Source organism: Tardiphaga sp. (genome assembly GCF_044340795.1).
In the GTDB taxonomy this organism is placed as follows: Bacteria; Pseudomonadota; Alphaproteobacteria; order Rhizobiales; family Xanthobacteraceae; genus Tardiphaga.
The window spans coordinates 18,378-40,860 of record NZ_JBIISY010000026.1 but is presented as its reverse complement, the minus strand read 5'-3'; the positions used below and the strand labels follow the sequence as shown (position 1 = coordinate 40,860).

Genomic DNA, 22,483 nt, shown 5'->3' with positions numbered 1-22,483 from the left:
GACGCGCGCCCTGATCGCGCAGCTGGACTTTCAGGCGGTCGGCGAAGAAGGCGAGGAGATCGGCCGGGACCTTCTGCGTATCAGCAAAGGTTTTGCCGGCGCTGGTCGCGAGCAGACCTTCAACACCAGACTGCGAAGCCTTGGTCATCGAGAGACGAAGATTGTTCTCCAGCACAAGGCGGATCACACCAAGCGCCGCGCGGCGCAGCGCGAACGGGTCCTTCGAGCCGGTCGGCTTTTCATCCATCGCCCAGAAGCTGGTGAGCGTATCGAGTTTGTCGGCAAGGCCGACAGCGATGCTCACAGGATCGTTCGGTACGCTGTCGCCAGCGCCCTGAGGCTTCCAGTGATCTTCGCTCGCCGCCGCGACCGACGCATCTTCGCCATGGGCCAGCGCGTAATACTTGCCCATCAAGCCCTGCAGCTCGGGGAATTCGCCGACGACTTCCGTCAGCAAATCCGCCTTGGCAAGCTGTGCCGCACGCTTCGTCTTCGCAGGATCAGCACCGACCAGCGGCGCGATCTCGCCGGCCAGCCGCTCGATGCGCTTGATGCGCTCTGCCTGCGTGCCGAGCTTCTCGTGAAACACGATCTGATCGAATTTCGGCAGCCGGTCTTCCAGCTTCGTCTTCAGGTCGGTCTCGTAGAAGAACTTCGCATCGCTCAAGCGCGCGCGGATGACGCGTTCGTTGCCGGCGATGATGGCGGCGCCGCCATCACTGGCTTCGATATTCGCCGTGAGGATGAACTTGTTGGTGAGCTTTTCCGTCTTCGGATCGCGCACCACAAAACACTTCTGGTTGGCGCGGATGGTCGCGCGGATCACTTCATCCGGGATCGACAGGAAGTCCGCATCGAACGAGCCCATCAGCACCACCGGCCATTCGACCAGGCCCGAGACTTCGTCGAGCAGCGCGGGGTCCTCGACCAGCTCAAAACCCTGCGCAAAGGTGAGCTGGCGCGCATCAGCAAGAATGATCTCCTTGCGGCGCTCGGGATCGAGCACGACCTTCGCATGCTGCAGCTTTGCGACGTAATCGTCGAAGCGGCGCACCTCGATCTCGCCGGGCGCGAGGAAGCGATGGCCACGCGTGGTCTGGCCGACGCTGACACCAGGGAGGTCGAATTTGACGACTTCCGGCTCTTCGGTCTCGATGCCAAACGTGGCGACGATGGAATGCAGCGGACGCACCCAGGTCAGTGCGCTCGACTTGATCGACGCCTCGCCCCAGCGCATCTGCTTCGGCCAGGGGAAGGTGCGGACCACCATCGGCAGGATTTCGGCGAGCACATCGATGGCCGGCTTGCCCGGCTTTTCGGTGAGCGCGATGTAGAAATCGCCCTTGGGATCGCGCTGGATTTTGGCTTCGTCGATCGAGTTCAGACCGGTGGCCTTCAGGAAGCCGGCAATCGCGGCTTCGGCGCCGCCGACGCGAGGACCCTTGCGCTCCTGCTTGAGATCGGGCTGGCGGGCGGGAATGCCATGCACGGTGAGCGCGAGACGGCGCGGGGTCGCGAAAGCCTTGGCGCCTTCATAGACGAGGCCGGCATCGACAAGCTTGTCGGTGACCATTCGGCGCAGGTCTTCCGCCGCCTTGGCCTGCATGCGGGCGGGGATTTCTTCGGAGAACAATTCGAGGAGAAGATCGGGCATCAGGCAGCGCTTCCGGCTTCAGTGTGCACCCATGCTTCGCCGCAGGCTTTGGCCAGCTCGCGGACGCGCATGATGTAGCTCTGGCGTTCGGTGACCGAGATCACGCCGCGCGCATCGAGCAGATTGAAAACATGGCTGGCCTTGATGCACTGGTCATAGGCCGGCAGCGCCATCAGGTGTTCCTCGCGCTTGTCGCCCTTCCAGCCCGCATCGAGATATTTCTTGCAGGCGGCCTCGGCCATCTTGAACTGCTCGAACAGCATCGCGGTGTCGGCATGTTCAAAGTTGTGCCGGGAATATTCCTGCTCGGCCTGCAGGAAGACGTCGCCATAGGTCACCTTCTCGGCGCCTTCGCGGCCGTTGAAGTTGAGGTCATAGACGCGGTCGACGCCCTGCACATACATCGCAAGGCGTTCGAGGCCATAGGTAAGCTCGCCCGCAACCGGCGCGCATTCGACGCCGGCGACCTGCTGGAAGTAAGTGAACTGCGAGACTTCCATGCCGTCGCACCAGCATTCCCAGCCGAGGCCCCAGGCGCCCAGCGTCGGGCTTTCCCAGTCGTCCTCGACGAAGCGGACGTCATGCAGGGCGGTGTCGATGCCGATGGCTTTCAGCGACTGCAGGTAGAGGTCCTGCAGGTTCGCCGGCGACGGCTTCATGATCACCTGGAACTGGTAATAATGCTGCAGCCGGTTCGGGTTCTCGCCATAGCGGCCGTCCTTCGGCCGGCGCGACGGCTGCACATAGGCGGCCTTCCAGGGCTTTGGGCCCAGCGCGCGCAGGGTGGTGGCGGGATGGAAGGTGCCGGCACCCATTTCCATGTCATAGGGCTGCAGGATGACGCAGCCCTGCTCGGCCCAGAACCGCTGCAGAGCGAGAATGAAACCCTGGAACGAGCGTTCCGGGCGCATATGCGGAGGCAGGGAGTCCGTCATGTTTTTGGGTATATCCGGGCCGGTTTTTCGGGAATAGCCATCCAAATCACCCCGGAATGTCGGGGCGGATCGAGGCGCGCGGACCGTATCCATGCGGCCCCGTGGAATCAAGGCGATACGCCGCAGGGCGGAACGAAAGCGGCCCTGATGGCGTTGACCCGGCGAACCCCAACAGAACTTCCGAGTTGCTGCCGGTCAGGAGGACATGCCCGTCCTCGGGCCGGCGCTTTCGTTTTGGTCTGCCTGTAGCCTGGATGGAGCGCAGCGCAATCCAGGAATCAGAGCTTCACGAAGTCGCCGGTCCCCGGATTACGCTTCGCTCCATCCGAGCTACGGAGGCGCCGGCGTCAGCCCGGCCGATAGGCGCCGGTGACGGGGTCGCGGCGGAGGGTCTTGGCTTCGGGGGCGGATGTCTCGGCCATCCGGGCCTGACGGGCTGCATCGAGTTCCTGATTGACGCGCTTGACGGTGCGATAGGCCCAACGGACCACGGCAGCGCTTCCAAGCGCACCCGCAATGGCGACCAGCGGCGGCATTTTCGTGTCCTTGCTCATGACGAGCCCCCTTCCCAGTAATTTCGCTCAACTGCTGGCGCGGGACAATGGCGATTTGGGGGACGAGATCGGAAGCGTAGCCCGGATGGAGCGGAGCGCAATCCGGGACCGGCGATGCGTTGATAGGCTGGATCCCGGATTACGCTTCGCTCCATCCAGGCTACAGGTCTCTTCAAAACCCGAAGCGCGACCAGAGTGCACGGGTTTCCAGCGTGGTCACGATCTGATCCGGCAGATCCGCCAACGCGCCGAGTTCCAGCTGCGCGCCGCTGGAGGATTTGCGACCGAGCAGGTTCGACAGCATCCCGGTCGGCTGCGCGATCACCGGCATCTTCACCTCGTCGCCGTAACGCGCGCGGAGCACCGAACGGAGATCGCCGATGGCATCGACCAAACCGAATTCGACGGACTTTTCGCCGGCCCAATAGGCGCCCGTGAACAATTCGTCCTCGGGCCCCTTGAGACGGGCGCCGCGGCTTTCCTTCACGAGGTTGATGAAGATCGCGTGGATCTCGCGCTGGAGCGATTTCAGACGTGCGACGTCATCGGGATTTTCCGGCAGGAACGGATCGAGCGTCGCCTTGTGCTCGCCCGCCGTATAGAGGCGCCGCTCGACGCCGATCTTCCTGATCAATTCCTGAAAACCGAACGTGCCGCCGACCACGCCGATGGAGCCGACGATGGACGACGGATCGACGAAGATTTCATCGCCCGCGCAGGCGATCATGTAGCCGCCGGACGCCGCGACATCCTCGACGAACACGAACACCGGCAGCTTCTTCTCGGCGGCGAGCTGGCGCACGCGCAGATAAATTTGCCGTGATTGCACCGGCGAGCCACCGGGCGAATTCACCACCAGCGCAACGGCTTTGGCATTCTTCGTGGCGAATGCCTTGTCCAGCAATTTGCCGACACCCGCGAGCGACATGCCCGGCCGCAGCGGCGTGACGGCGCCGATGGTGCCGGACAGACGGACCACCGGAACCACTGTTGTCGCGCGACGGAAACGCGCAGGCAGCAGCCTTGAGATCGCCGCTTTCAAACTGGATTCGCTCATACAAAGTTACCTCGACGTTAACCGTACATTATCACGCGCGTGTCATTGAACCGGCAGAGACTTTCAGCGTTTGCAAACCATAATTGCCAAACGCGCGTTGGGAGCGAACATGAAGATCTATCTGCTGATGCTGATCATCGGCACGCTGCTCACGGCGATCCATTTCACGTCGGCGCCGCAGAAGCGTTCGGGAACAGCGCGACAGTCATAAGTCATGCGCATCGCCTAGAGCGATGCCCATGGCAGAGCCGCATGCCCCGCCAGAATGTGCTGGATATGGGCATCGGGTGCGCCGCTCGCATCCCGTAGCGCAATGCCGGGATGAATTGCCGCAGGCGCCCTCCCCCCTTTTATTGCACGCACGAGAATCCGGATCGCCGGCGCCGATGCATCGCCATGCACGGGCATCAGCGCGAGCGAGCCGAAGCCGCGATCGACCGCCGCCAGCACATCGGCGATTCCATCGGCACGCCAGATCATCGTCAGAACGCCGTTCGATTTCAGAACGCGGCGTGCGGCGTGGACCCATGTCGCGAGGGTGTCCCCGGTCGCAACATGCGCGATCTCCCGGGTCCTGTCCGGCGAGGCGCGATGGCGCGTGGCATCGTTGAAGGGTGGATTCATCAGGATGACGTCGGCGCTGTCCGGCGGCAGACCGCTGGCGGCGAAGTGCTCGGCACTTGATCCGAGGTCAAGCGTCATCACCTCGGCGGCGAGGCCATTGGCTTTGGCGTTGTGGCGCGCGAGATCGGCAAAATCCGGATTGATTTCGATCAAGGCGAGCGACAGTCCGGCCACACGTCTTGCGACAGCGAGACCCGCCGTCCCCACGCCGGCGCCGAAATCCACCACCCGCTGGCCTGGACGCGCCGACGTCGCGGCTGCCAGCAGGATCGCATCGTGACCGGCGCGATGACCCGAGGCCGGCTGCCGCAACAGCAGCTGGCCCCCCAACACGCGGTCATCCGTGGTCACGATCGTGTCAGGCATCATTTGCCCTCGGCGCGCAACTCATGCGCGAGTCCAGCCTCGGTCAGAATCGCACGCGCCTCCCGCGCATCATCCTCATGCACGAGAATCCGGCGTGGGATCACGCCGAGCGAGCCTTCCAGCACGCTCATATTCTGGTCCAGCACCAGATGGTGGATATTGGCGCCGTCGAGCAGCGCGCCCACCGCCGAGACCAGCACCACATCATTTGTCCGCAGGATTTCGCGCAATTGACCACCATCCCTGTTTCTTCGCGTCAGTTAGCGTCTCTTGGCCGGTATATCTGGATTTGATCCAGGTTCCCTAGCCCTTGCCGCATCCCCGCGCAGTTCCTATTCTGCGGACATATTGTCTAACCGGCCCCATCTGCGCATGAATTTACATGATTTTCGCGCGAATTCGGCCTATCAGGGCGAGCGCGCCGGCCGGCCACGGCTGACCGCGCAGAGACCTTAGTAATTCGGAGACTACAGCGTGGCGGTGATTGTTCCTTTCGAGAGTCACGCAACAGCGTCGATCGACCAGCTTGTCAGCCTTGTTGCCGGCGACATGGAGCGCGTGAATGCGACCATCCTGTCGCGCACCGGCTCCGACGTCACCATGATCCCCGAAGTCGCCAACCACCTGATCTCCTCGGGCGGCAAGCGGCTGCGCCCGATGCTGACGCTGGCGATGGCCAATCTCACCGGCTACACCGGCGACGGCCACATCAAGCTCGCCGCCGCCGTCGAATTCATGCACACCGCGACGCTGCTGCATGACGACGTGGTCGACCAGAGCGAACTGCGTCGCGGAAAACTCTCGGCGCGCATGCTGTGGGGCAACGAGGCCTCGGTGCTGGTCGGCGACTTCCTGCTCGGCCAGGCATTCCGCATGATGGTGGAAGTCGGCTCGCTGCGCGCGCTGGACATCCTGTCGTCGGCTGCAGCGACGATCGCCGAAGGCGAAGTGATGCAGCTCGCCGCCGCCAAGAACACCGCCACCACGGAGGACGAATATCTCGCGGTCATCCGCGGCAAGACGGCCGAGCTGTTCGCCGCTGCCTGCGAAGTCGGCCCCGTCATCGCCAACCGTCCGAAGGCCGAGCAGACCGCGTGCCGTTCGGTCGGCATGAATCTCGGCATCGCGTTCCAGCTCGTCGACGACGTGCTCGATTACGGCGGCAAGGCTGCGAAGCTGGGCAAGAATGTCGGCGACGATTTCCGCGAGGGCAAGATCACGCTGCCCGTCGTGCTGGCGTTCCGCCGCGGCAATGATGCCGAGCGCGAATTCTGGATCAAGTCGCTGGAGCGCGGCGAGATCGGCGACGGCGACCTCGATCATGCCATTGGCTTGATGACCAAGCATCGTGCACTGGAAGACACGATCAGCCGCGCGCATCATTATGGTGCGATGGCTGTCGATGCGCTGGCCCTGTTCCCGCCCTCGCCGATGAAGACGGCGCTGGAGCAGGTGGTGGCGTTCTGTCTGGCGAGAACGCATTGAGCTCTGTTGCCTGAAGTCTCCCTCCCCGGAGCGAAGCGAAGGGGAGGGTCCGCCGCTAGGCGGGGGTGGGGTCTCTCCCCCACGTGACGTCGGCGTGTGGGGAGGCACCCCACCCGTCTCGAAGCTCGCTGAACGCTCGCTTCGATCCACCCTCCCCGCTGCGCGGCTACGCCGCTTGGGGGATGGAGAAGAACGCTAAATCCTCGCCACCAAATCCTTGATCAGCGCCGCGATCCGCCCCTCCGGCTTCTCCAGCTCCGCCATGATCGAGAAGTGATCCGCGCCTGGAATCTCCTCATAGCTCACCGGCAAGCCATGCTGCACGCGATGCACCGCGAGGTCCGCGGTCTGCTGGCGCAGGATCGGCAGTTCGGCGCCGCCGACCACGAGTGCCAGCGGCTTGTTGGGCCCGGCGCCCTGCAGCAGCGGTGACTGCCGCTTCGACATCGCTTCATCGAGCTTGAGCTTCTCGTTGAGATAGGACGCGCGGATCGGCTCGAGATCGTAGATGCCGGAAATCGCGACGCCGCCCTTCACTTTCGGATGCGACAGCGTCGTCGAGGTCAGATGGCCACCGGCCGACCAGCCCGACACCACGATCCGCTCCGCATCGATGCCAAGCGCGCCGGCCTGCGCCACCAGCGCATCCACGCCGGCATGAATCTCCGCGACGATCTCGTCCAGCGTCGCGTCCGGCGCCAGCGTGTAGCCAATGGCAGCGACATTGATGCCGTGGGCGATGGGACCCGCCGCAAAACAGGTGAAAAAATCCTTTGAGCGCATCTGCCAGTAGCCGCCATGGATCAGCAGCAGCACCGGGCCACCTTCCGTCACCTTGATGAGATCGATCCTGTTGCGGTCGCGCGGGCCATAGGTGAGGTCGAGATGCGCGGGATATTTCGCCTTCATGGCATCGGAGCGCTGGCCCCAACCATTGGCAATCTCGGCACTTCCGGCGACGGCCACGCTGTTGTTGAGGCCGGCATCGATTTGCTCGCGTGACATCGCGCGCCAGTTGGAATCGCCGAACGGATTACTCATGGTTGTTATCCTTAGCTTGCATCTCTGCCTTGTGCGGCGCGGTGCCGCTTGTGCGTGCCAATTATGCAAGAAATAGGCTAGACCGCCACGCGCCGGACGAACATGCTGCATCTGCTTTTTCTGCATCACCTTTGGAGACGTGCGTGGCTTCCCATTCCGACCTCATCAAAGCAACGGCCTGCGCCGTCGTCGATCAACTCAACAATGGCACGGTGACGCCGCTCGATGTGCTCGATGCGCTGGAAACGCGCATCAAGGAGGTGGAAGGCCAGGTCAATGCGCTGCCGATCCTGTGCTTCGACCGCGCGCGTGATCACGCCAGGGAGCTGATGAAGAAGCCGCTGGGTGAGCGCGGGATCCTCGCGGGCCTGCCGGTGCCGATCAAGGATCTGACCTCCGTGGCCGGCGTGCGCACGACCCAGGGCTCGCCGATCTTCAAGGATGTGGTGCCGGCCAAGTCGAACGTCCTCGTCGAGCGCCTCGAAGAGAATGGCGGCGTGGTCTATGCGAAGTCCAACACGCCGGAATTCGGCGCCGGCGCCAACACCTTCAACGAAGTGTTCGGGGCAACGCTGAATCCGTGGGACCTGTCGAAATCGGCGGCCGGCTCGTCCGGTGGTGCTGCGGCGGCGCTCGCCAGCGGCACAGCCTGGATCGCGCATGGCTCGGACATGGGCGGCTCGCTGCGCAATCCTGCCAGCTTCTGCGGCATTGTCGGCCTGCGCCCGAGCCCCGGTCGCGTTGCGGCGACGCCGAATATCGCGCTGGCCCGCATGGTCAGCGTGCAGGGCCCGATGGCCCGCAATGTCGAAGACCTCGCGCTGATGCTCGACGCCATGAGCGGCGAACATCCCGCCGACCTGATCTCGCTGCCGAAGCTGCCGGAGACCTTCCGTTCCGTCGTGCGCGCCGGCAAGAAGCCGAAGCGGATCGCCTATTCGCCCGATCTCGGCATCACACCCGTCGATCCGGAAGTCGCGGCGCTCACCCGCAAGGCGGCGGAGCGTTTTGCCGAAGCCGGCGTGATCGTCGAGGAAGCGCATCCCGACCTGCGCGAGGCCCATGAATGCTTCCATGTGCTGCGCGCCTACGATTTTGCGATCTCAAAACTCGGCCTGCTACGCGACCACCGCGACAAGCTGAAGCCGGAAGTGATCTGGAATATCGAGGAAGGCCTCAAGCTGAAGGTCGAGGATCTCGCCAAGGCGGAATCGCAGCGCGTGGCACTGGCGGCCCGCGCTTACGAGTTCTTCCAGAAGTATGACCTGCTGCTGTGCCCGGCGACCATCACGCCGCCATTCCCGATCGAGCAGCGCTATCTCGCCGAATGCAACGGCACCAAGTTCGACAACTATGTGCAGTGGCTGGGCATCGTCTATGCGATTACCCTGACCTGCTGCCCGGCACTGTCGATCCCCTGCGGCTTCACTGCGACCGGCCTGCCCGTCGGCCTGCAGATCGTCGGCCCGCCGCGCGGCGAAGCCTCGCTGCTCGCCGGCGCCCGCGTGCTGGAGGATATTCTGGGCTTCCAGGCGATCACACCGATCGATCCGCGTCCGGCGAAGTAACGGCACTCGGCAACATGTAGGGTGGGCAAAGCGCAGCGTGCCCACCTCTACCAACCGTGCACTTGAAGGTGGGCACGCTTCGCTTTGCCCACCCTACGGCCCAGCTGCGCTAGATACCGCTGACGAATTCATACTTTAGTATAAGCCACATTGCCGCAGTTTGCGTTTAAAGACGCTATGCTGCGCCGCAAGCGCGCGCATGGGCGGACAGAACGATCCTGCCATCAGCAATGCGTTTCCCGGCATTGGCTTTTCCCCCCGCTTCTGGCAACCGAATATTTCGTTTCACGGAATATGAGGGCTTTTAGTGGCTGAGACATTCGCACCGCCGGCGGACGGCAAACTTCACTTCGACGACGCCAAGAAACGCATCAAGGCGATCTTCATCGGCTCGATGGGCAATCTCGTCGAATGGTATGATTTCTACGCCTACACCGCCTTTGCGCTGTATTTCGCGCCGGCCTTCTTCCCTTCCAATGATCCGGTCGTGCAGCAGCTCAATGCGGCCGTGCTGTTCGCCGCCACCTTCCTGATGCGCCCGTTGGGCGGCTGGCTGTTCGGCTTCCTCGCCGACAAATACGGACGCCGGCTGTCGCTCACGATCTCCGTGCTGTTCATGTGCTTCGGCTCGCTGATCATCGCGCTGGCGCCGACCTATGCGACCATCGGCTTCGCCGCGCCCGTCCTGCTCGCCATCGCCCGCATCATCCAGGGCCTCAGCCTTGGCGGCGAATACGGCGCCTCCGCCACATATCTGTCGGAGGTCGCCGATCCCAACCATCGCGGTTTCTATTCGAGCTTCCAGTATGTGACGCTGATCGGCGGCCAGCTGACCGCCATCATCGTTCTCCTGCTGCTGCAGAAGGTGTTCCTTACCGAGCAGGAGCTGAAGGACTGGGGTTGGCGCATTCCGTTCTTCATCGGCGCCAGCCTCGCCATCTTCGCCGCCGTCATGCGTCGCGACATGCATGAGACCGAGCAGTTCACAGAAGCCAAGAAGCAGGCCAAGCCGATGGGCTCCATGGCCGGCCTGCTGAAATATCCGCGCGAATTGCTGCTGGTTGTCGGCCTCACCGCCGGCGGTACGGCTGCGTTCTATACGTTCACCACTTACATGCAGACCTTCGTGAAACTCTCGGTGGGCCTCACCGCCGACCAGACCACCACGGTGATCTTCGGCACGCTGATCTTCGCCTGCATCCTGCAGCCGATCTATGGCGCGCTGTCGGATCGCTTCGGCCGTAAGCCGCTGCTGATCTTCTTCGGTGTCGCTGGCACGCTGTGCACGGTGCCGATCCTCACCACGCTGCAGACCACCAAATCGCCCTTTGTCGCCTTCCTGCTGATCTGCGGCGCCTGGGTGTTCGTGGCGGGCTACACCTCCATCAATGCCGTGGTGAAGGCCGAACTGTTCCCGACCAATATCCGCGCCATGGGCGTCGGCGTGCCCTATGCGCTGACCGTCTCGATCTTCGGCGGAACCGCCCCGGCCGTGGCGCTGTATTTCAAGCAATCGGGTCACGAGCACTATTTCTATTACTATCTGTCAGGCATGATCTTCCTGTCGCTGCTGATCTACGCGACCATGCGCGACACCAAGCATAACTCGGCCATGCACCGTCACGAGTGATGGTCAGCGCCTAGCCAAGGAGCGTCAGCATGGATGAAGACAAGACACCATCCGAATCCAAGCTGACGCAGACCAAACAACGCTGGGCGCGCGAAGGCCGGTTTCTCACCGGCCGGCATGCGCGCCCGGAGACGGAACGACTTCCACCTGGCCAGCACCTGACACAGGACTGGCCGGTGCTGGATCTGGGCGTCACGCCCAATGTGAATCGCGAGCGCTGGCGCCTCGATGTCTATGGCGCCGTCGAGACGCCGCTGTTCTGGGACTTTGCGCAATTTTCCGCGCAGCCGCAGTCCACTTTCATCTCCGACATTCACTGCGTCACCACATGGTCGCGCTACGACAATCAGTGGGAAGGTCTTTCGACCCGCGCCTTGCTCGACGCTTGCCGGCCGAAGCCGGACGCGCGCTTCGTGTCGCTCGAATCCTATGACGGCTACACCACCAATCTGTCGCTCGAGGATTTTTCATCCGACGATGCGCTGCTGGCGCATACGTGGCAGGGCACGCCGATCGATCGCGACCATGGCGGCCCCGTGCGCGTGATCGTGCCGCATCTGTATTTCTGGAAGAGCGCCAAATGGCTGCAGCGCATCGAGTTCCGTGAGCACGATAAGCCCGGCTACTGGGAAGTCCGCGGCTATCACAATCGCGGCGATCCGTGGGAAGAGCAGCGCTACTCGGACGACTGATGCGATCTGGCCTGGCGTGGTACGCTGCGGGCTGTTGCTGCGCAGGAGAATACCATGCAGACCGAGAAACTCCGGTTCGCCGGCTCATCCGACCACATGCTCGCCGCGGCATTTGACCGACCGGACGGCGACATCCGGGCCACGGCGCTGCTGGCGCACTGCTTCACCTGCAGCAAGGACTCGCTGGCCGCACGGCGCATTGCCGAAGCGCTCACCGCCCATGGCATCGCCGTGTTGCGTTTCGATTTCACCGGCCTCGGCTCCAGCGATGGCGAATTTGCCAACAGCACCTTCACCTCCAATGTGGACGACCTCGTCCACGCCGCCAATCACCTGCGTGCGCTGGGCAGTGCACCGACGATCCTGATCGGCCACAGTCTTGGCGGCGCTGCGATCCTTGCGGCGGCGGGCGAGATTCCCGAAGCGAAAGCGGTCGTCACCATTGCGGCACCATCCGATCCCGCCCATGTCACGCATCTGTTCGCGGATCGGCTGCATGACATCCGTGAGAAAGGCGAGGTCGAGGTCAATCTCGCCGGCCGCCCGTTCCGCATCAAGCGCGCCTTTCTCGACGATGTCGCCGAACACAATCTGCTGGCCAAGGTCGCCAGGCTGCACAAGGCGCTGCTGGTGATGCAGTCCCCCATCGACGACACCGTCGGCATCGACAATGCCACGCGCATCTTCGTGGCGGCGAAGCACCCGAAGAGCTTTGTGTCACTCGATCATGCCGACCATCTGCTGACGGACAAGGCGGATGCGACCTATGCGGCCGATGTGATCGCGGCTTGGGCGTCGCGCTATCTCGCTCCCGTCGCGCATGCCGCTGCTGCCGCGCTGCCCGACGAACCGCGGCAGGTCGTCGTCGCCGAGACCCGGGCCAATAAATTCCAGCAACAGATCACCATTGGCCCGCATCGCCTGACGGCTGACGAGCCGGTCGCGGCGGGCGGTGAAGACACGGGCCCCGGCCCTTATGATCTCCTGCTCAGCGCGCTCGGCGCCTGCACGGCGATGACCATGCGGATGTATGCCGACCGCAAGGCGCTGCCGATGGAGCGCGTCAGCGTCACGCTGAACCACAGGAAGATCTACGCGAAAGACTGCGCGGAGTGCGAGACGAAGGACGGCATGCTCGACCAGATCGAGCGCAATATTTCCATCACCGGCGGGCTCGACGCCGAACAGCGCACAAAGCTGATGGAGATCGCCGACAAGTGTCCGGTCCACCGGACGCTGACATCCGAGATCCGGATCGTGACGAAAGCGGTGGACTAGCCCGCGCATCGGGTTCCGAAGTCGACCGGTTCCCGTTGCTAACGCAATGTCCGACAATGTGAATCCCGGCCGTTAACCTTTCTTAAAGATGTTGCTCGCGGTGCGTGCGGCGCGTGGTAAATCTGTGGACGAGCCAAAGGAATCAGTTTCACGCCGACGCGCATTCGCGCCGGCGTCCTGCCGCAGATTGTTTGGGAATTTCATGAGCGAACGCCTGTCCTACCAGCCCACCCGCGCTCCCCTCCCGGACCAGGAGCAGAAGCAGGCGGCGCTCAGCTATCTGAACGAGGCATGGGCCGAAGCGCGCCACGACGGCGTCGATGGCGATTGCCTCGCCCAGGCGAGCCTGTTTGCGGCCTTTGCGGAGCTGGTCGGGACCTATGGCGAGGACGCGGTGGCGAAGTTCGTCGAGGGCCTGCCGACGCGCGTGCGGAACGGCGAGTTTTCGCTGACGCTGGCGAGGCAGTAAGCGGCACCTGCTCTCTCCGTCGTCGCCCGGCTTGACCGGGCGATCCAGTAAACACCGAAGCCAGTGATTCCACAAATCTACGTCGTTTACTGGATCACCCGCTTTCGCGGGTGATGACAAATGAGCTTGAGCGCTACGCGCTCCATCACATCACTGCTTCAAGGTCTCCAGAAACTTCACCGTCTCGCCCTGCGATGGGGTGATGAGTTCGCCCTGCCACATCACCTGCCTGCCGCGCACGAAAGTGCCGACCGGCCAGCCCTTCACGGTCACGCCGTCATACGGCGTCCAGCCCGCCTTCGAGGCTACCCATTTGTTGGTGATGGTCTCGCTGCGCTTGAGATCGACCACGGTGAAGTCGGCATCATAGCCCGCCGCGATGCGGCCCTTCATGGCCATGTTGTACAGCCGCGCCGGGCCGGCGCTGGTGAGATCGACGAAGCGCTGCAGCGACAGCCGGCCCGCATTGACGTGATCCAGCATCAGCGGCACCAGCGTCTGCACGCCGGTCATGCCCGACGGCGAGGCCGGATAGACTTTCTGCTTCTCTTCCAGCGTATGCGGCGCGTGGTCGGAGCCGAGCACGTCGATGATGCCCTGCTCGATGCCCTTCCAGATGCCGGCGCGATGGCTGGCATCGCGCACCGGCGGATTCATCTGCGCCAGCGTGCCCAAGCGCTCATAGCATTCCGGCGCCGCCATGGTGAGATGATGCGGCGTCGCCTCGCAGGAGGCGACATCCTTGTGATCCTTCAAATAGTCGATCTCTTCCTTGGTCGAGATATGCAGCACATGGATGCGCTTGCCGGTCTCGCGGGCGAGATTGACCAGACGCTGCGTGGCCATCAGCGCCGCCACCTCGTCGCGCCACACCGGATGCGAGCGGGCATCACCCTCGATGCGCAGGCCCTTGCGCTCGTTGAGGCGGAATTCGTCCTCGGCATGAAAGGCGGCACGACGCTTGATGACCTGGAAGATTTTTCGCAGGCTGTCGTCATCCTCGACCAGCAGCGCACCGGTGGAGGAGCCGATGAACACCTTGACGCCGGCGCAACCCGGTGCGCGCTCGAGCTCCGGCAGGTCCTGCACATTCTCGCGGGTGCCTCCGATGAAGAAGGCGTAATCGCAATGCATGCGGTGATGGCCGCGCTTCACCTTGTCGGTGAAGGTCGCCTCGTCGATGGTCAGCGGATTGGTGTTCGGCATTTCGAACACCGCGGTGACGCCGCCCATCACGGCGCTGCGCGAGCCGGTTTCGAGGTCTTCCTTCTGCTCGAGGCCAGGCTCGCGAAAATGCACCTGGGTGTCCATCACCCCGGGCAAGATATGCAGGCCCTTGCAGTCGATGGTCTTGCCGGCCTGCTCCGGCCCGAAAGTGCCGAGCGCTGCAATGCGGCCGTCGCGGATGCCGATGTCGCGCTGGCCCTCGCCATCCTGATTGACGACGGTGCCGTTCTTCAGAATCGTGTCGAAAGTCTCGCTCATACCAGTCTCGCTTGCAGCCTGTGGATGTCTGCGCGCATGGCGCAGGCCTTGTTACCGGCATCTTAGCGGCTTAACTTTGGCGTTGATATCCGTCAGCCGCGATTCCTGAGTTTTTTCGAGATTTTCCGCATGAAAGCAGCATTTCTCCCCGATCGGGGTGTGGTGAAGATTGCCGGCGACGACGCCCGCAGCTTTCTCAACAACCTCATCACCTCGGACATCGACGAACTCGTGCCGGGCAAGGCGCGGTTCGGCGCGCTGCTGACGCCGCAGGGCAAGATCGTGGCGGATTTTCTTGTCACGGAAGCGCCTGGCGGCCATGGCGGCGGTCTGCTGATCGACTGCCCGCGCGAGCTGGCACAACCACTCGCCACCAAGCTCGGCTTCTACAAGCTGCGCGCCAAGGTGACAGTGGAGAATCTGTCCGACGGGCTGGGCGTGCTGGCAGTGTGGGACGGCGAGCCGGCGATGAAGCCGGACCTGACCTTCGTCGATCCGCGCAACGCGGCGCTCGGCATGCGCATCCTGGTGCCGGCCGACCTCGCGGAGAAGACCGCATCACTGCTTGGTGCCCAACTCGTCGATGAGCCCGCCTATGAAGCGCATCGCATCGCCTGCGGCGTGCCGCGCGGCGGCATCGACTTCGCCTATGGTGATGCCTTCCCGCACGAGACCAATATGGACCGCATGGCCGGCGTCGATTTCGACAAGGGCTGCTATATCGGCCAGGAAGTGGTGTCGCGCATGCAGCATCGCGGCACCGCGCGGACGCGGATCGTGGCGGTGACGCTCGACGGGACCACGCCGGTCGCAGGCACGGAAATCCGCGCGGCTGACAAGCCGATCGGCACCATGGGGTCATCGGCCGGCAATAGCGGCCTCGCACTTGTGCGCGCCGACCGCGCCACCGACGCGCTGGATGCCGGCGCGGCCTTGCTGGCCGGCGACATCACCATTCAGCTCGCCGATCCCGAAGCCGTCCGCGCCCTCGTTGCCAAGAAACACGCATGAGCAAAGCCCCGATCACCCATGCCGACGGCAAGACGCGCTGCCCATGGCCGGGCGAGGATCCGTTCTATGTCGCCTATCACGACACCGAATGGGGCGTGCCGGAATATGACGACCGCGCGCTGTATGAAAAACTGATCCTCGACGGCTTCCAGGCCGGACTGTCGTGGATCACGATCCTGCGCAAGCGGGACAACTTTCGCAAAGCGTTCGATGATTTCCAGCCGGAAAAGATCGTGCGCTACAGCGAGAAGAAGGTGCATGCGCTGATGAACGATGCGGGCATCGTGCGCAATCGCTCGAAGATCGAAGGCACCATCCTGTCCGCCAAGGGCTATCTGAAGATCATGGAGGACGGACCCGGCTTCTCGAAATTCCTCTGGGATTTCGTCGACGGCCAGCCCATCGTCAACAAATTCAAGACCCATGCCAGCGTACCGGCCTCGACGCCGCTGTCGATCAAGATCTCCAAGGAATTGCAGTCGCGCAATTTCAAATTCGTTGGCCCGACCATTGTCTATGCCTTCATGCAGGCGACGGGCATGGTCAATGACCACCTCACCTCCTGCTATTGCCATGAGCTGTGCAGCAAGAAGAAACGCCCGCTGCGGCTGAAGGCGACCTGATGGCGAAGGCGACCGTGACCGGCGGCACGCCGCGCGCCTGGCAACGCATGCTGTCGGGCCGAAGGCTCGATCTGCTCGATCCTTCCCCGCTCGATGTCGAACTGGCGGATATCGCTCACGGCCTCGCGCGCATGGCGCGCTGGAACGGGCAGACGCGCGGCCCGCACATCTTCTCGGTGGCGCAGCATTCGCTGCTGGTGGAAGCGATCATGCGCGAACAGTTTTCGCGCGCTGACGACAGCTACAGTCTCGCCGCACTGCTGCATGACTCGCCGGAATATGTGATCGGCGACATGATCTCGCCGTTCAAGGCGGTGATCGGCGACGCCTACAAGCGGGTGGAGCATCGTCTGCTCGCGGCCATCCATATCCGCTTCGGCCTGCCGGCCGGGCTCGATCCCAAAATGACCAAAGCGATCAAGAACGCCGATATGGGCGCCGCCTATCTGGAGGCGACGCGGCTCGCGGGCTTTGCGGAAACCGAAGCGAAACGGCTGTTCGGCAAGGATCCGTGCCTGGAGCTCGCGGTCGAAGCGGACTATCTGACGCCGTGGTCGGCCAGCAAGGCGGAGAAGCGGTTCCTCGCGCGTTTTGAAGCGCTGACAGCGGGATGACACGCATGGCCCGGTCGCGGTAGAAAGACCATCATGATCTATGTCTGCTCCCTCGCCGATCTGCATGCCACCGTCAAAACGACGGGCGCCAGCCATGTGCTGACCATCATGGCCAATGTGGCGCAGGTGGTGCGGCCGGAGACGGTGCTCGAGGCCAATCACCTGCGCGTGCAGGTGGATGACATCACCGAGAGCATGGACGGCTTTGTTGCCCCCAACGAAAACCATGTCCTGCAGGTCATGAATTTCGCGCGCGGCTGGGATCGTGCCTCGCCGCTGGTGATCCATTGCTATGCCGGCATTTCGCGTTCCACCGCGAGTGCCTTCACCGCGGCCTGCATGCTCAATCCCGACCGCGACGAACACGAGATCGCGCAACGCATTCGCGCGGCATCCCCCATCGCATCGCCAAACCGCTTGATCGTCTCACTCGCCGACAAGGCGCTCGGACGCAACGGGCGCATGGTCCGCGCGCTCGACGACATGGGGCCGGGCAGCCTGATGGTGGCCGGCAAGCCATTTCGCATTGATCTGGATTGATGCGCCAAAGTTCATACAGATTGAACGATCGCATGTTCGACAGGCACTAAGTCCCTGCGGCTTCCCTCGCTCCTCCCATTGTGGGACAAAAAGAGGAATGAAGACCGAGGGCCTGAACTAGATGTTTGATTTCGATTTCATTGCGCTTGTCGTTGCCATCGTCGCTTTTTTCTTCGCGCGCAAAGCGCGCAATGAAGTCAGGATCCTGCGCGCAAGGCTCGATGCCTTCGAGGCTGCGCCGCGCGCCGTTGCCCCGGTGGCCGCCGTCACCGAAACGGCTGCACCGCTGGCGCCGGACATGCCCGCCGATATCAAGCCGGCCGAGCCGATCACCAGCGCAACTGAAGAGCCAATTCCAACGCTGCAACCGGCGATCGCGGCAACGCCGGCGCCGGACGCGGCGATATCATCCGAACCTGCAGCGCCCGCTGCTCCGCGCCAAAGCTTCGAGGAACGCATCGGCACCCGCTGGGTGGTGTGGGTCGGTGGCCTGACGCTGGCCCTCGGTGGCCTGTTCATGGTGCGTTACTCCATCGAGGCCGGCCTGCTCGGCCCGGAAGTCCGCGTGCTGCTCGGCGGCCTGTTCGCGCTTGCTTTGCTGGTCGTCGGCGAAGTCGCGCGACGCAAGGAATCGCTGTCGTCCATCGCGCCGCTGCCGATCGCCAATATCCCGGCGATTCTCACCGCCGCCGGCACCGCCGTCGCTTTCGCGACCATCTATGCCGCCTATGCGCTGTATGACTTCCTCGTGCCGGCCACCGCCTTCGTGCTGCTCGGCATCGTCGCCATGGCGACCATGGCCGCCGCGCTGCTGCATGGCCCGGCACTCGCCGGCCTCGGCCTGGTCGGCGCCTTCGTGACTCCGATGCTGGTGTCGTCGGCCAAGCCGGATTACTGGGCACTCTACATCTATCTCGCCATCGTCTCCGCCGCCGCCTTCGCGCTGGCGAGGATGCGGATGTGGCGCTGGCTGGTGCTGACCACCATTGCATTCACCACGTTCTGGACCCTGCCGGGGCTGGACAGCGGACCCGAGATGGTTGCGCCGCATGTGTTCCACGTGATCGCCTGCTTCGTGCTGGCGTCGCTTCTGGTGGTCTGCGGCTTCATGTATGGCCCGGCAGCAGAGCCCGGCCGGATCGAAGGCATTTCCTCGGCGGCACTCGGCGCCAGCCTGTTCGGCGCCACAATGATCGTGCTTGCGGGCCGTCATGCCGATCTGGCGATGATCGCCTTCGCACTGCTCGTGGCCGGCACGCTGTTCGTCGCCTGGTATGCGCAGGCAGCCACCAGCGCGGTGGCCGTCGCCGCCGGCTTCGTGGCTGTCGTTTTCCTCTCCTGGGCCATCCAGGGCAATCTCGATCTGCTGGTCCTGCCCGGAGGCCCGCTGCCGGGCATCGGCACCAGCCCGATCGAAGGCGCGGTGACCACGCATCTCGTCAGTGCTGCCGTGTTCGCACTCGGCTTCGGCATTGTCGGTTTCCTCGCGCAAGGGCGCTCTTTCACCGCGGTCATTCCGGTGATCTGGGCGGCCTGCGCCACCTTCGTGCCGATCGCACTGCTGATCGCGCTCTATGCCCGCATCGCGCATCTCGATCGCTCGGTGCCCTTCGCCATCCTCGCGGTGATCCTCGCCGCCAGCTTTGCCGCGGCCACTGAAATGCTCAGCAAGCGTGAGCAGCGTCCGGGCCTCGCCATCTCCACCGCGCTGTTCGCCACCGGCACGCTCGGCGCGCTGGCGCTGGCGCTGACCTTTGCACTGGAGAAAGGCTGGCTCACCATCGCGCTTTCCCTGATGGCGCTCGGCACCGCATGGATCTCCATGCAGCGACCGATCCCGTTCCTGCGCTGGCTGTCCGCCATACTTGCCGGCATCGTCTGCGCCCGCATGGCCTATGAGCCACGCGTGGTCGGCGATCTCGTCGGCACCACGCCGATCTTCAACTGGCTGCTCTGGGGCTACGGCGTGCCGGCCGCATCGTTCTGGGGCGCAAGCGTGCTGATGCGCCGCCGCGGCGATGATGTGCCGTTGCGCATGGTGGAATCCGCCGCGATCCTGTTCACGGTGCTGCTGGTGTTTCTGCAGATCCGCCATTTCGTCAATGGCGGCGACGTCTACCGGTTCAGCTCGGATCTGGTCGAAATCGCGCTGCAGGTTTGCACAACGCTCGCCATGGCGATCGGCCTCGAGCGGCTGCGTGTCCGAAGCAACAGCATCGTTCACAATGTCAGTGCGGTGCTGCTGACAGTCTATGCCGGTCTGGCAACGCTGTTCGGATTGCTGTTCATCGCCAATCCGAACATCTGGCGCATCGATGTCGGCGGACTCGTGTTCAACTTGCTGCTGCTCGGCTACGCCCTGCCGGCGGTGCTCGCGCTACTGCTGTCCTATACCGTCGCCGGGCGTCGCAAACCGGCCTATGCCAACACCATAGCCGGCGGCGCGCTGTTGCTGGCGCTGACTTACGTGACGTTCGAAATCCGCCGCGTCTATCATGGCCCGGTCTTCTCCAATGCGCGGGTCTTCGATGCCGAGCAATATACGCTGTCGGTCGCCTGGCTTATCTTCGGCGTCGCGCTGCTCGCCGCTGGTCTGATCTTCTCGTCGCAGCGCGCGCGGCTGGCGTCTGCGGTGGTGATCGGCCTCACGGTGCTGAAGGCCTTCCTGGTCGACATGTCATCGCTGACAGGCGTCTGGCGGGCGCTGTCCTTCATGTGCCTTGGCCTTGTGCTGGTGGCGATCGGCTATCTGTATCAGCGCATCCTGTTCGGTCGGAAGAAAGCGGCAGTCGAAACGCCGGCGGCGTGATGCAAAATCAGCCCTGCAGATGCTGGATCAAGGCCAACCCCGCGGTAACGGAGACGACCGAGGCGATGGTGGTGAACAGGATGGTCTTCGACGTCACCACCGCCTCGCGGTCGTAATACTCCGCGATCATGAAGGAGCCGGCGCCGGTCGGCAGCGCCGACAGCAGCACGACGACCGCGGAAGTGGTCGGCGGCAGACGGAAGACGAAGAAGGCGCAGATCGCGGTGAGCAGCGGCTGACCGATCAGCTTCAGGCTGGACAGCGCCAGCGCTTCCTTGATGGCGCCCCGCGTCTCCGGACGCGCAGCCGCCAGGAACAGGCCCAGCGAGACGAGTGCGCATGGGCTCGCCGCGCCGCCGACGAGATGCAGCGTCGAGGCGACCGGTGCAGGCAAAGGCAGGCCGACGAGCGACCACAGCGCGCCCAGGATCGGCGAGATGATGAGCGGGTTCCTGAGCAGCGACACCGCGACCTTGCGCGCCAGATGATGCGCCCGGCGCTCGGTCTGCAGGCCGATCTCCATGAACACGATGGCGGTGGCAAACAGCAGGCTGGCGGTGAGCACGGTGGCCACTGTCGCGAAGACCAGCGTATGGCGACCGAAGATCAGCTCGCAGAGCGGAAAGCCGATATAGCCGGTATTGGCATAGCCGGCATTCAGCCCGTCGATGGATGCGTCGGTGAGATGGCGGCCATTCATCACCCGATAGACCAGCGTGACACCGAAAATCACGAACATGCCGATGGCAAAGGAGGCGACGAAGCCGGGCTGCCACAGGCTAGTCCAGTCGGCCTCCGCCATCACCTGAAACAGCAAGGCGGGCAGGCCGAGATAGACGACGAATTTGTTCAGCTCCGAACTTGCAGTGGGACCGAGCAGGCCCGCACGGCCGGCGACATAGCCGGCCACGATCACGGCGAAGACGGGTAGGATGACGGATAGCGATGTCAGCACGGTCCGGGCCCTCCAACCGGCCCGGCGAGAGGCGTAGCGGAGGGCATCATTCCGATCCAATACCGATATCCGGAAATATGATACCTTATCGGTATGGCCCCGACCCTGATCCAGTTTCGCTATTTCCGCGCCCTCGCCGAGACCGGCCATTTCGGCCGCGCCGCCCAACGGTTGCACATGTCGCAGCCGCCGCTCAGCCGCCAGATCGCGGCGCTGGAGCATGAGCTCGGCGTCAAGCTGTTCGAGCGCACGCCGAAGGGCGTGACGCTCACCGCGGCCGGCGCGCAATTCCTCGCCGACAGCCGCGACGTGCTGCAGCTCGTCGATCAGGCCAGCCGCAATGCCAGCGCCACCGCGCGCGGCGAGGCGGGGCAGCTTACCGTGGGCTTTACAATGTCGGCGGCCTACAGCACCGTCCCCAGCCTGACACGGCGCTATCAGTGCGCGTTTCCGGATGTCGCCTTGCGGGTGCGCGAAATGATGCCCAATGCGATGGCGAGCGAGCTGCGCGACGGCAGCATCGATGCAGCCATCAGCTTTGCCGGCGCGGGTCCCTCGCCTTTCCTGAGCCATGTGCTCTTGCGCGAACCGTTGCTGGTGGCGCTGCCCGAGCAGCATCCACTCGCCCGCAGCCGCAAGCTGAGGCTCGAAAACTTGTCGCAAGAGCGTTTCCTGATCACCCCGCGCGAGCAGGTGCCGATGCTATATGATGCCATTGTCGAGCGCTGCGAGGCCGCCGGCTTCACGCCGGTCATCGGACTCGAAGTCTATCTGCAGCAAACCATCGTCAATTTCGTCGCCGAGGGCCTCGGCATTGCGATGGTGCCCGCCTCGATGCAGCGCTCTCAGATCCCCGGTGTGCGCTTCAAGCCGATCGATGCACCGCCGATCGTCGATCAGGTGCTGATGTGGTCGGCAGCAAACCGCAATCCGTGCCTCACGGGCTTTCTCAAGACGGTTCGTGACGCTTGACGTCCACCCGTTCCCCGATTGCCGGAACTTAATCCAACATCACAAATTTGTTGGGGCGTGATGTTAATGCTGCAATGCGACAATTGAGCATCCATCTGTTCTAAGGATCGACGCCGCGGCC

At 63.6% G+C, this 22,483-nt stretch carries 21 protein-coding genes; 12 read left to right on the top strand and 9 right to left on the bottom strand.

Annotation, left to right across the window (positions count from 1 at the left end; genetic code table 11):
* The 6 genes from glyS to ACIQ17_RS06685 all read right to left on the bottom strand — a co-directional run.
* Window positions 1–1,654 (bottom strand): glycine--tRNA ligase subunit beta (gene glyS, locus ACIQ17_RS06710; RefSeq protein WP_398466693.1); only part of this gene is annotated, 1,654 nt, incomplete at its 3' end.
* The gene (locus ACIQ17_RS06705) at window positions 1,654–2,589 is read right to left on the bottom strand and encodes a glycine--tRNA ligase subunit alpha (protein WP_398466691.1); all 936 of its coding nucleotides are present in this window, start codon (window positions 2,587–2,589) and stop codon (window positions 1,654–1,656) included. The genes glyS and ACIQ17_RS06705, both read right to left, overlap by 1 nt.
* Window positions 2,590–2,936: 347 nt before the next feature.
* Window positions 2,937–3,125, bottom strand: coding sequence for a hypothetical protein (locus ACIQ17_RS06700; RefSeq protein WP_398466700.1), 189 nt, complete (start codon window positions 3,123–3,125; stop codon window positions 2,937–2,939).
* A gap of 190 nt (window positions 3,126–3,315) precedes the next feature.
* Window positions 3,316–4,200: a S49 family peptidase gene (locus ACIQ17_RS06695; protein WP_398466689.1), complete on the bottom strand. Its 885-nt coding sequence runs from the start codon at window positions 4,198–4,200 to the stop codon at window positions 3,316–3,318.
* Window positions 4,201–4,425: 225 nt separating this feature from the next.
* A complete protein-coding gene (locus ACIQ17_RS06690; RefSeq protein WP_398466687.1) occupies window positions 4,426–5,190 on the bottom strand; it encodes a tRNA1(Val) (adenine(37)-N6)-methyltransferase in 765 nt (254 codons plus the stop codon).
* On the bottom strand, window positions 5,190–5,420 hold the full coding sequence (locus ACIQ17_RS06685) for a DUF2007 domain-containing protein (RefSeq protein ID WP_398466685.1): 231 nt from the start codon (window positions 5,418–5,420) through the stop codon (window positions 5,190–5,192). The genes ACIQ17_RS06690 and ACIQ17_RS06685 overlap by 1 nt, the downstream gene beginning before the upstream one ends.
* Before the next feature lie 244 nt (window positions 5,421–5,664).
* Here ACIQ17_RS06685 and ACIQ17_RS06680 point away from each other — a divergent pair, with 244 nt between their 5' ends.
* Window positions 5,665–6,675 carry a polyprenyl synthetase family protein gene (locus ACIQ17_RS06680; protein ID WP_398466683.1) on the top strand — a complete coding sequence of 337 codons (1,011 nt, stop codon included), beginning with the start codon at window positions 5,665–5,667 and terminating at the stop codon, window positions 6,673–6,675.
* 195 nt (window positions 6,676–6,870) lie between these two features.
* Here ACIQ17_RS06680 and ACIQ17_RS06675 read toward each other — a convergent pair whose 3' ends face one another.
* The gene (locus tag ACIQ17_RS06675; RefSeq protein ID WP_398466681.1) at window positions 6,871–7,716 is read right to left on the bottom strand and encodes an alpha/beta hydrolase; all 846 of its coding nucleotides are present in this window, start codon (window positions 7,714–7,716) and stop codon (window positions 6,871–6,873) included.
* A 143-nt stretch (window positions 7,717–7,859) separates the two neighbouring features.
* On the opposite strand from ACIQ17_RS06675, the gene ACIQ17_RS06670 reads away from it, so the two are divergent.
* The 5 genes from ACIQ17_RS06670 (at window position 7,860) to ACIQ17_RS06650 (ending at window position 13,353) form a co-directional block, all read left to right on the top strand.
* The gene (locus ACIQ17_RS06670; RefSeq protein ID WP_398466679.1) at window positions 7,860–9,284 is read left to right on the top strand and encodes an amidase; all 1,425 of its coding nucleotides are present in this window, start codon (window positions 7,860–7,862) and stop codon (window positions 9,282–9,284) included.
* A 394-nt stretch (window positions 9,285–9,678) separates the two neighbouring features.
* On the top strand, window positions 9,679–10,914 hold the full coding sequence (locus tag ACIQ17_RS06665) for an MFS transporter (RefSeq protein WP_398466698.1): 1,236 nt from the start codon (window positions 9,679–9,681) through the stop codon (window positions 10,912–10,914).
* Between the two features lie 29 nt (window positions 10,915–10,943).
* On the top strand, window positions 10,944–11,606 hold the full coding sequence (locus tag ACIQ17_RS06660; RefSeq protein WP_398466677.1) for a sulfite oxidase-like oxidoreductase: 663 nt from the start codon (window positions 10,944–10,946) through the stop codon (window positions 11,604–11,606).
* A 54-nt stretch (window positions 11,607–11,660) separates the two neighbouring features.
* A complete protein-coding gene (locus ACIQ17_RS06655; protein ID WP_398466675.1) occupies window positions 11,661–12,884 on the top strand; it encodes an alpha/beta fold hydrolase in 1,224 nt (407 codons plus the stop codon).
* A 202-nt stretch (window positions 12,885–13,086) separates the two neighbouring features.
* Complete coding sequence (locus ACIQ17_RS06650; protein ID WP_398466673.1) at window positions 13,087–13,353, top strand: hypothetical protein; 267 nt, start codon at window positions 13,087–13,089, stop codon at window positions 13,351–13,353.
* Window positions 13,354–13,503: 150 nt separating this feature from the next.
* Here ACIQ17_RS06650 and ACIQ17_RS06645 read toward each other — a convergent pair whose 3' ends face one another.
* On the bottom strand, window positions 13,504–14,838 hold the full coding sequence (locus tag ACIQ17_RS06645) for a dihydroorotase (RefSeq protein ID WP_398466671.1): 1,335 nt from the start codon (window positions 14,836–14,838) through the stop codon (window positions 13,504–13,506).
* A gap of 129 nt (window positions 14,839–14,967) precedes the next feature.
* Here ACIQ17_RS06645 and ACIQ17_RS06640 point away from each other — a divergent pair, with 129 nt between their 5' ends.
* The 5 genes from ACIQ17_RS06640 (at window position 14,968) to ACIQ17_RS06620 (ending at window position 20,435) form a co-directional block, all read left to right on the top strand.
* Window positions 14,968–15,849: a YgfZ/GcvT domain-containing protein gene (locus ACIQ17_RS06640; RefSeq protein ID WP_398466669.1), complete on the top strand. Its 882-nt coding sequence runs from the start codon at window positions 14,968–14,970 to the stop codon at window positions 15,847–15,849.
* The gene (locus tag ACIQ17_RS06635; protein ID WP_398466667.1) at window positions 15,846–16,472 is read left to right on the top strand and encodes a DNA-3-methyladenine glycosylase I; all 627 of its coding nucleotides are present in this window, start codon (window positions 15,846–15,848) and stop codon (window positions 16,470–16,472) included. Before ACIQ17_RS06640 ends, ACIQ17_RS06635 begins: the two co-directional genes overlap by 4 nt.
* Window positions 16,472–17,086, top strand: coding sequence for a YfbR-like 5'-deoxynucleotidase (locus ACIQ17_RS06630; protein ID WP_398466665.1), 615 nt, complete (start codon window positions 16,472–16,474; stop codon window positions 17,084–17,086). Before ACIQ17_RS06635 ends, ACIQ17_RS06630 begins: the two co-directional genes overlap by 1 nt.
* Window positions 17,087–17,119: 33 nt before the next feature.
* Window positions 17,120–17,626, top strand: a complete 507-nt coding sequence (locus tag ACIQ17_RS06625) for a tyrosine phosphatase family protein (RefSeq protein ID WP_398466663.1) — start codon at window positions 17,120–17,122, stop codon at window positions 17,624–17,626.
* A gap of 121 nt (window positions 17,627–17,747) precedes the next feature.
* Window positions 17,748–20,435, top strand: coding sequence for a DUF2339 domain-containing protein (locus tag ACIQ17_RS06620; protein WP_398466661.1), 2,688 nt, complete (start codon window positions 17,748–17,750; stop codon window positions 20,433–20,435).
* Between the two features lie 7 nt (window positions 20,436–20,442).
* Here the strand turns inward: ACIQ17_RS06620 and ACIQ17_RS06615 are convergent, their stop codons facing one another.
* The gene (locus ACIQ17_RS06615) at window positions 20,443–21,390 is read right to left on the bottom strand and encodes an AEC family transporter (RefSeq protein WP_398466659.1); all 948 of its coding nucleotides are present in this window, start codon (window positions 21,388–21,390) and stop codon (window positions 20,443–20,445) included.
* Window positions 21,391–21,483: 93 nt separating this feature from the next.
* Between ACIQ17_RS06615 and ACIQ17_RS06610 the strand changes: the two genes are divergently transcribed.
* Entirely contained in the window at window positions 21,484–22,362 is an 879-nt protein-coding gene (locus ACIQ17_RS06610) for a LysR substrate-binding domain-containing protein (RefSeq protein ID WP_398466657.1), read from the top strand.
* Window positions 22,363–22,483: the final 121 nt, after the last annotated feature.

What these genes read in the sequence shown, in the direction of transcription:
- ACIQ17_RS06705 (WP_398466691.1), bottom strand. Translation starts at nt 2,589, where the DNA reads ATGACGGACTCCCTGCCTCCGCATATGCGCCCGGAACGCTCGTTCCAG.
- ACIQ17_RS06700 (WP_398466700.1), bottom strand. Translation starts at nt 3,125, where the DNA reads ATGCCGCCGCTGGTCGCCATTGCGGGTGCGCTTGGAAGCGCTGCCGTG.
- ACIQ17_RS06695 (WP_398466689.1), bottom strand. Translation starts at nt 4,200, where the DNA reads ATGAGCGAATCCAGTTTGAAAGCGGCGATCTCAAGGCTGCTGCCTGCG.
- ACIQ17_RS06690 (WP_398466687.1), bottom strand. Translation starts at nt 5,190, where the DNA reads ATGCCTGACACGATCGTGACCACGGATGACCGCGTGTTGGGGGGCCAG.
- ACIQ17_RS06675 (WP_398466681.1), bottom strand. Translation starts at nt 7,716, where the DNA reads ATGAGTAATCCGTTCGGCGATTCCAACTGGCGCGCGATGTCACGCGAG.
- ACIQ17_RS06665 (WP_398466698.1), top strand. Translation starts at nt 9,679, where the DNA reads ATGGGCAATCTCGTCGAATGGTATGATTTCTACGCCTACACCGCCTTT.
- ACIQ17_RS06660 (WP_398466677.1), top strand. Translation starts at nt 10,944, where the DNA reads ATGGATGAAGACAAGACACCATCCGAATCCAAGCTGACGCAGACCAAA.
- ACIQ17_RS06655 (WP_398466675.1), top strand. Translation starts at nt 11,661, where the DNA reads ATGCAGACCGAGAAACTCCGGTTCGCCGGCTCATCCGACCACATGCTC.
- ACIQ17_RS06650 (WP_398466673.1), top strand. Translation starts at nt 13,087, where the DNA reads ATGAGCGAACGCCTGTCCTACCAGCCCACCCGCGCTCCCCTCCCGGAC.
- ACIQ17_RS06645 (WP_398466671.1), bottom strand. Translation starts at nt 14,838, where the DNA reads ATGAGCGAGACTTTCGACACGATTCTGAAGAACGGCACCGTCGTCAAT.
- ACIQ17_RS06640 (WP_398466669.1), top strand. Translation starts at nt 14,968, where the DNA reads ATGAAAGCAGCATTTCTCCCCGATCGGGGTGTGGTGAAGATTGCCGGC.
- ACIQ17_RS06635 (WP_398466667.1), top strand. Translation starts at nt 15,846, where the DNA reads ATGAGCAAAGCCCCGATCACCCATGCCGACGGCAAGACGCGCTGCCCA.
- ACIQ17_RS06630 (WP_398466665.1), top strand. Translation starts at nt 16,472, where the DNA reads ATGGCGAAGGCGACCGTGACCGGCGGCACGCCGCGCGCCTGGCAACGC.
- ACIQ17_RS06625 (WP_398466663.1), top strand. Translation starts at nt 17,120, where the DNA reads ATGATCTATGTCTGCTCCCTCGCCGATCTGCATGCCACCGTCAAAACG.
- ACIQ17_RS06620 (WP_398466661.1), top strand. Translation starts at nt 17,748, where the DNA reads ATGTTTGATTTCGATTTCATTGCGCTTGTCGTTGCCATCGTCGCTTTT.
- ACIQ17_RS06610 (WP_398466657.1), top strand. Translation starts at nt 21,484, where the DNA reads ATGGCCCCGACCCTGATCCAGTTTCGCTATTTCCGCGCCCTCGCCGAG.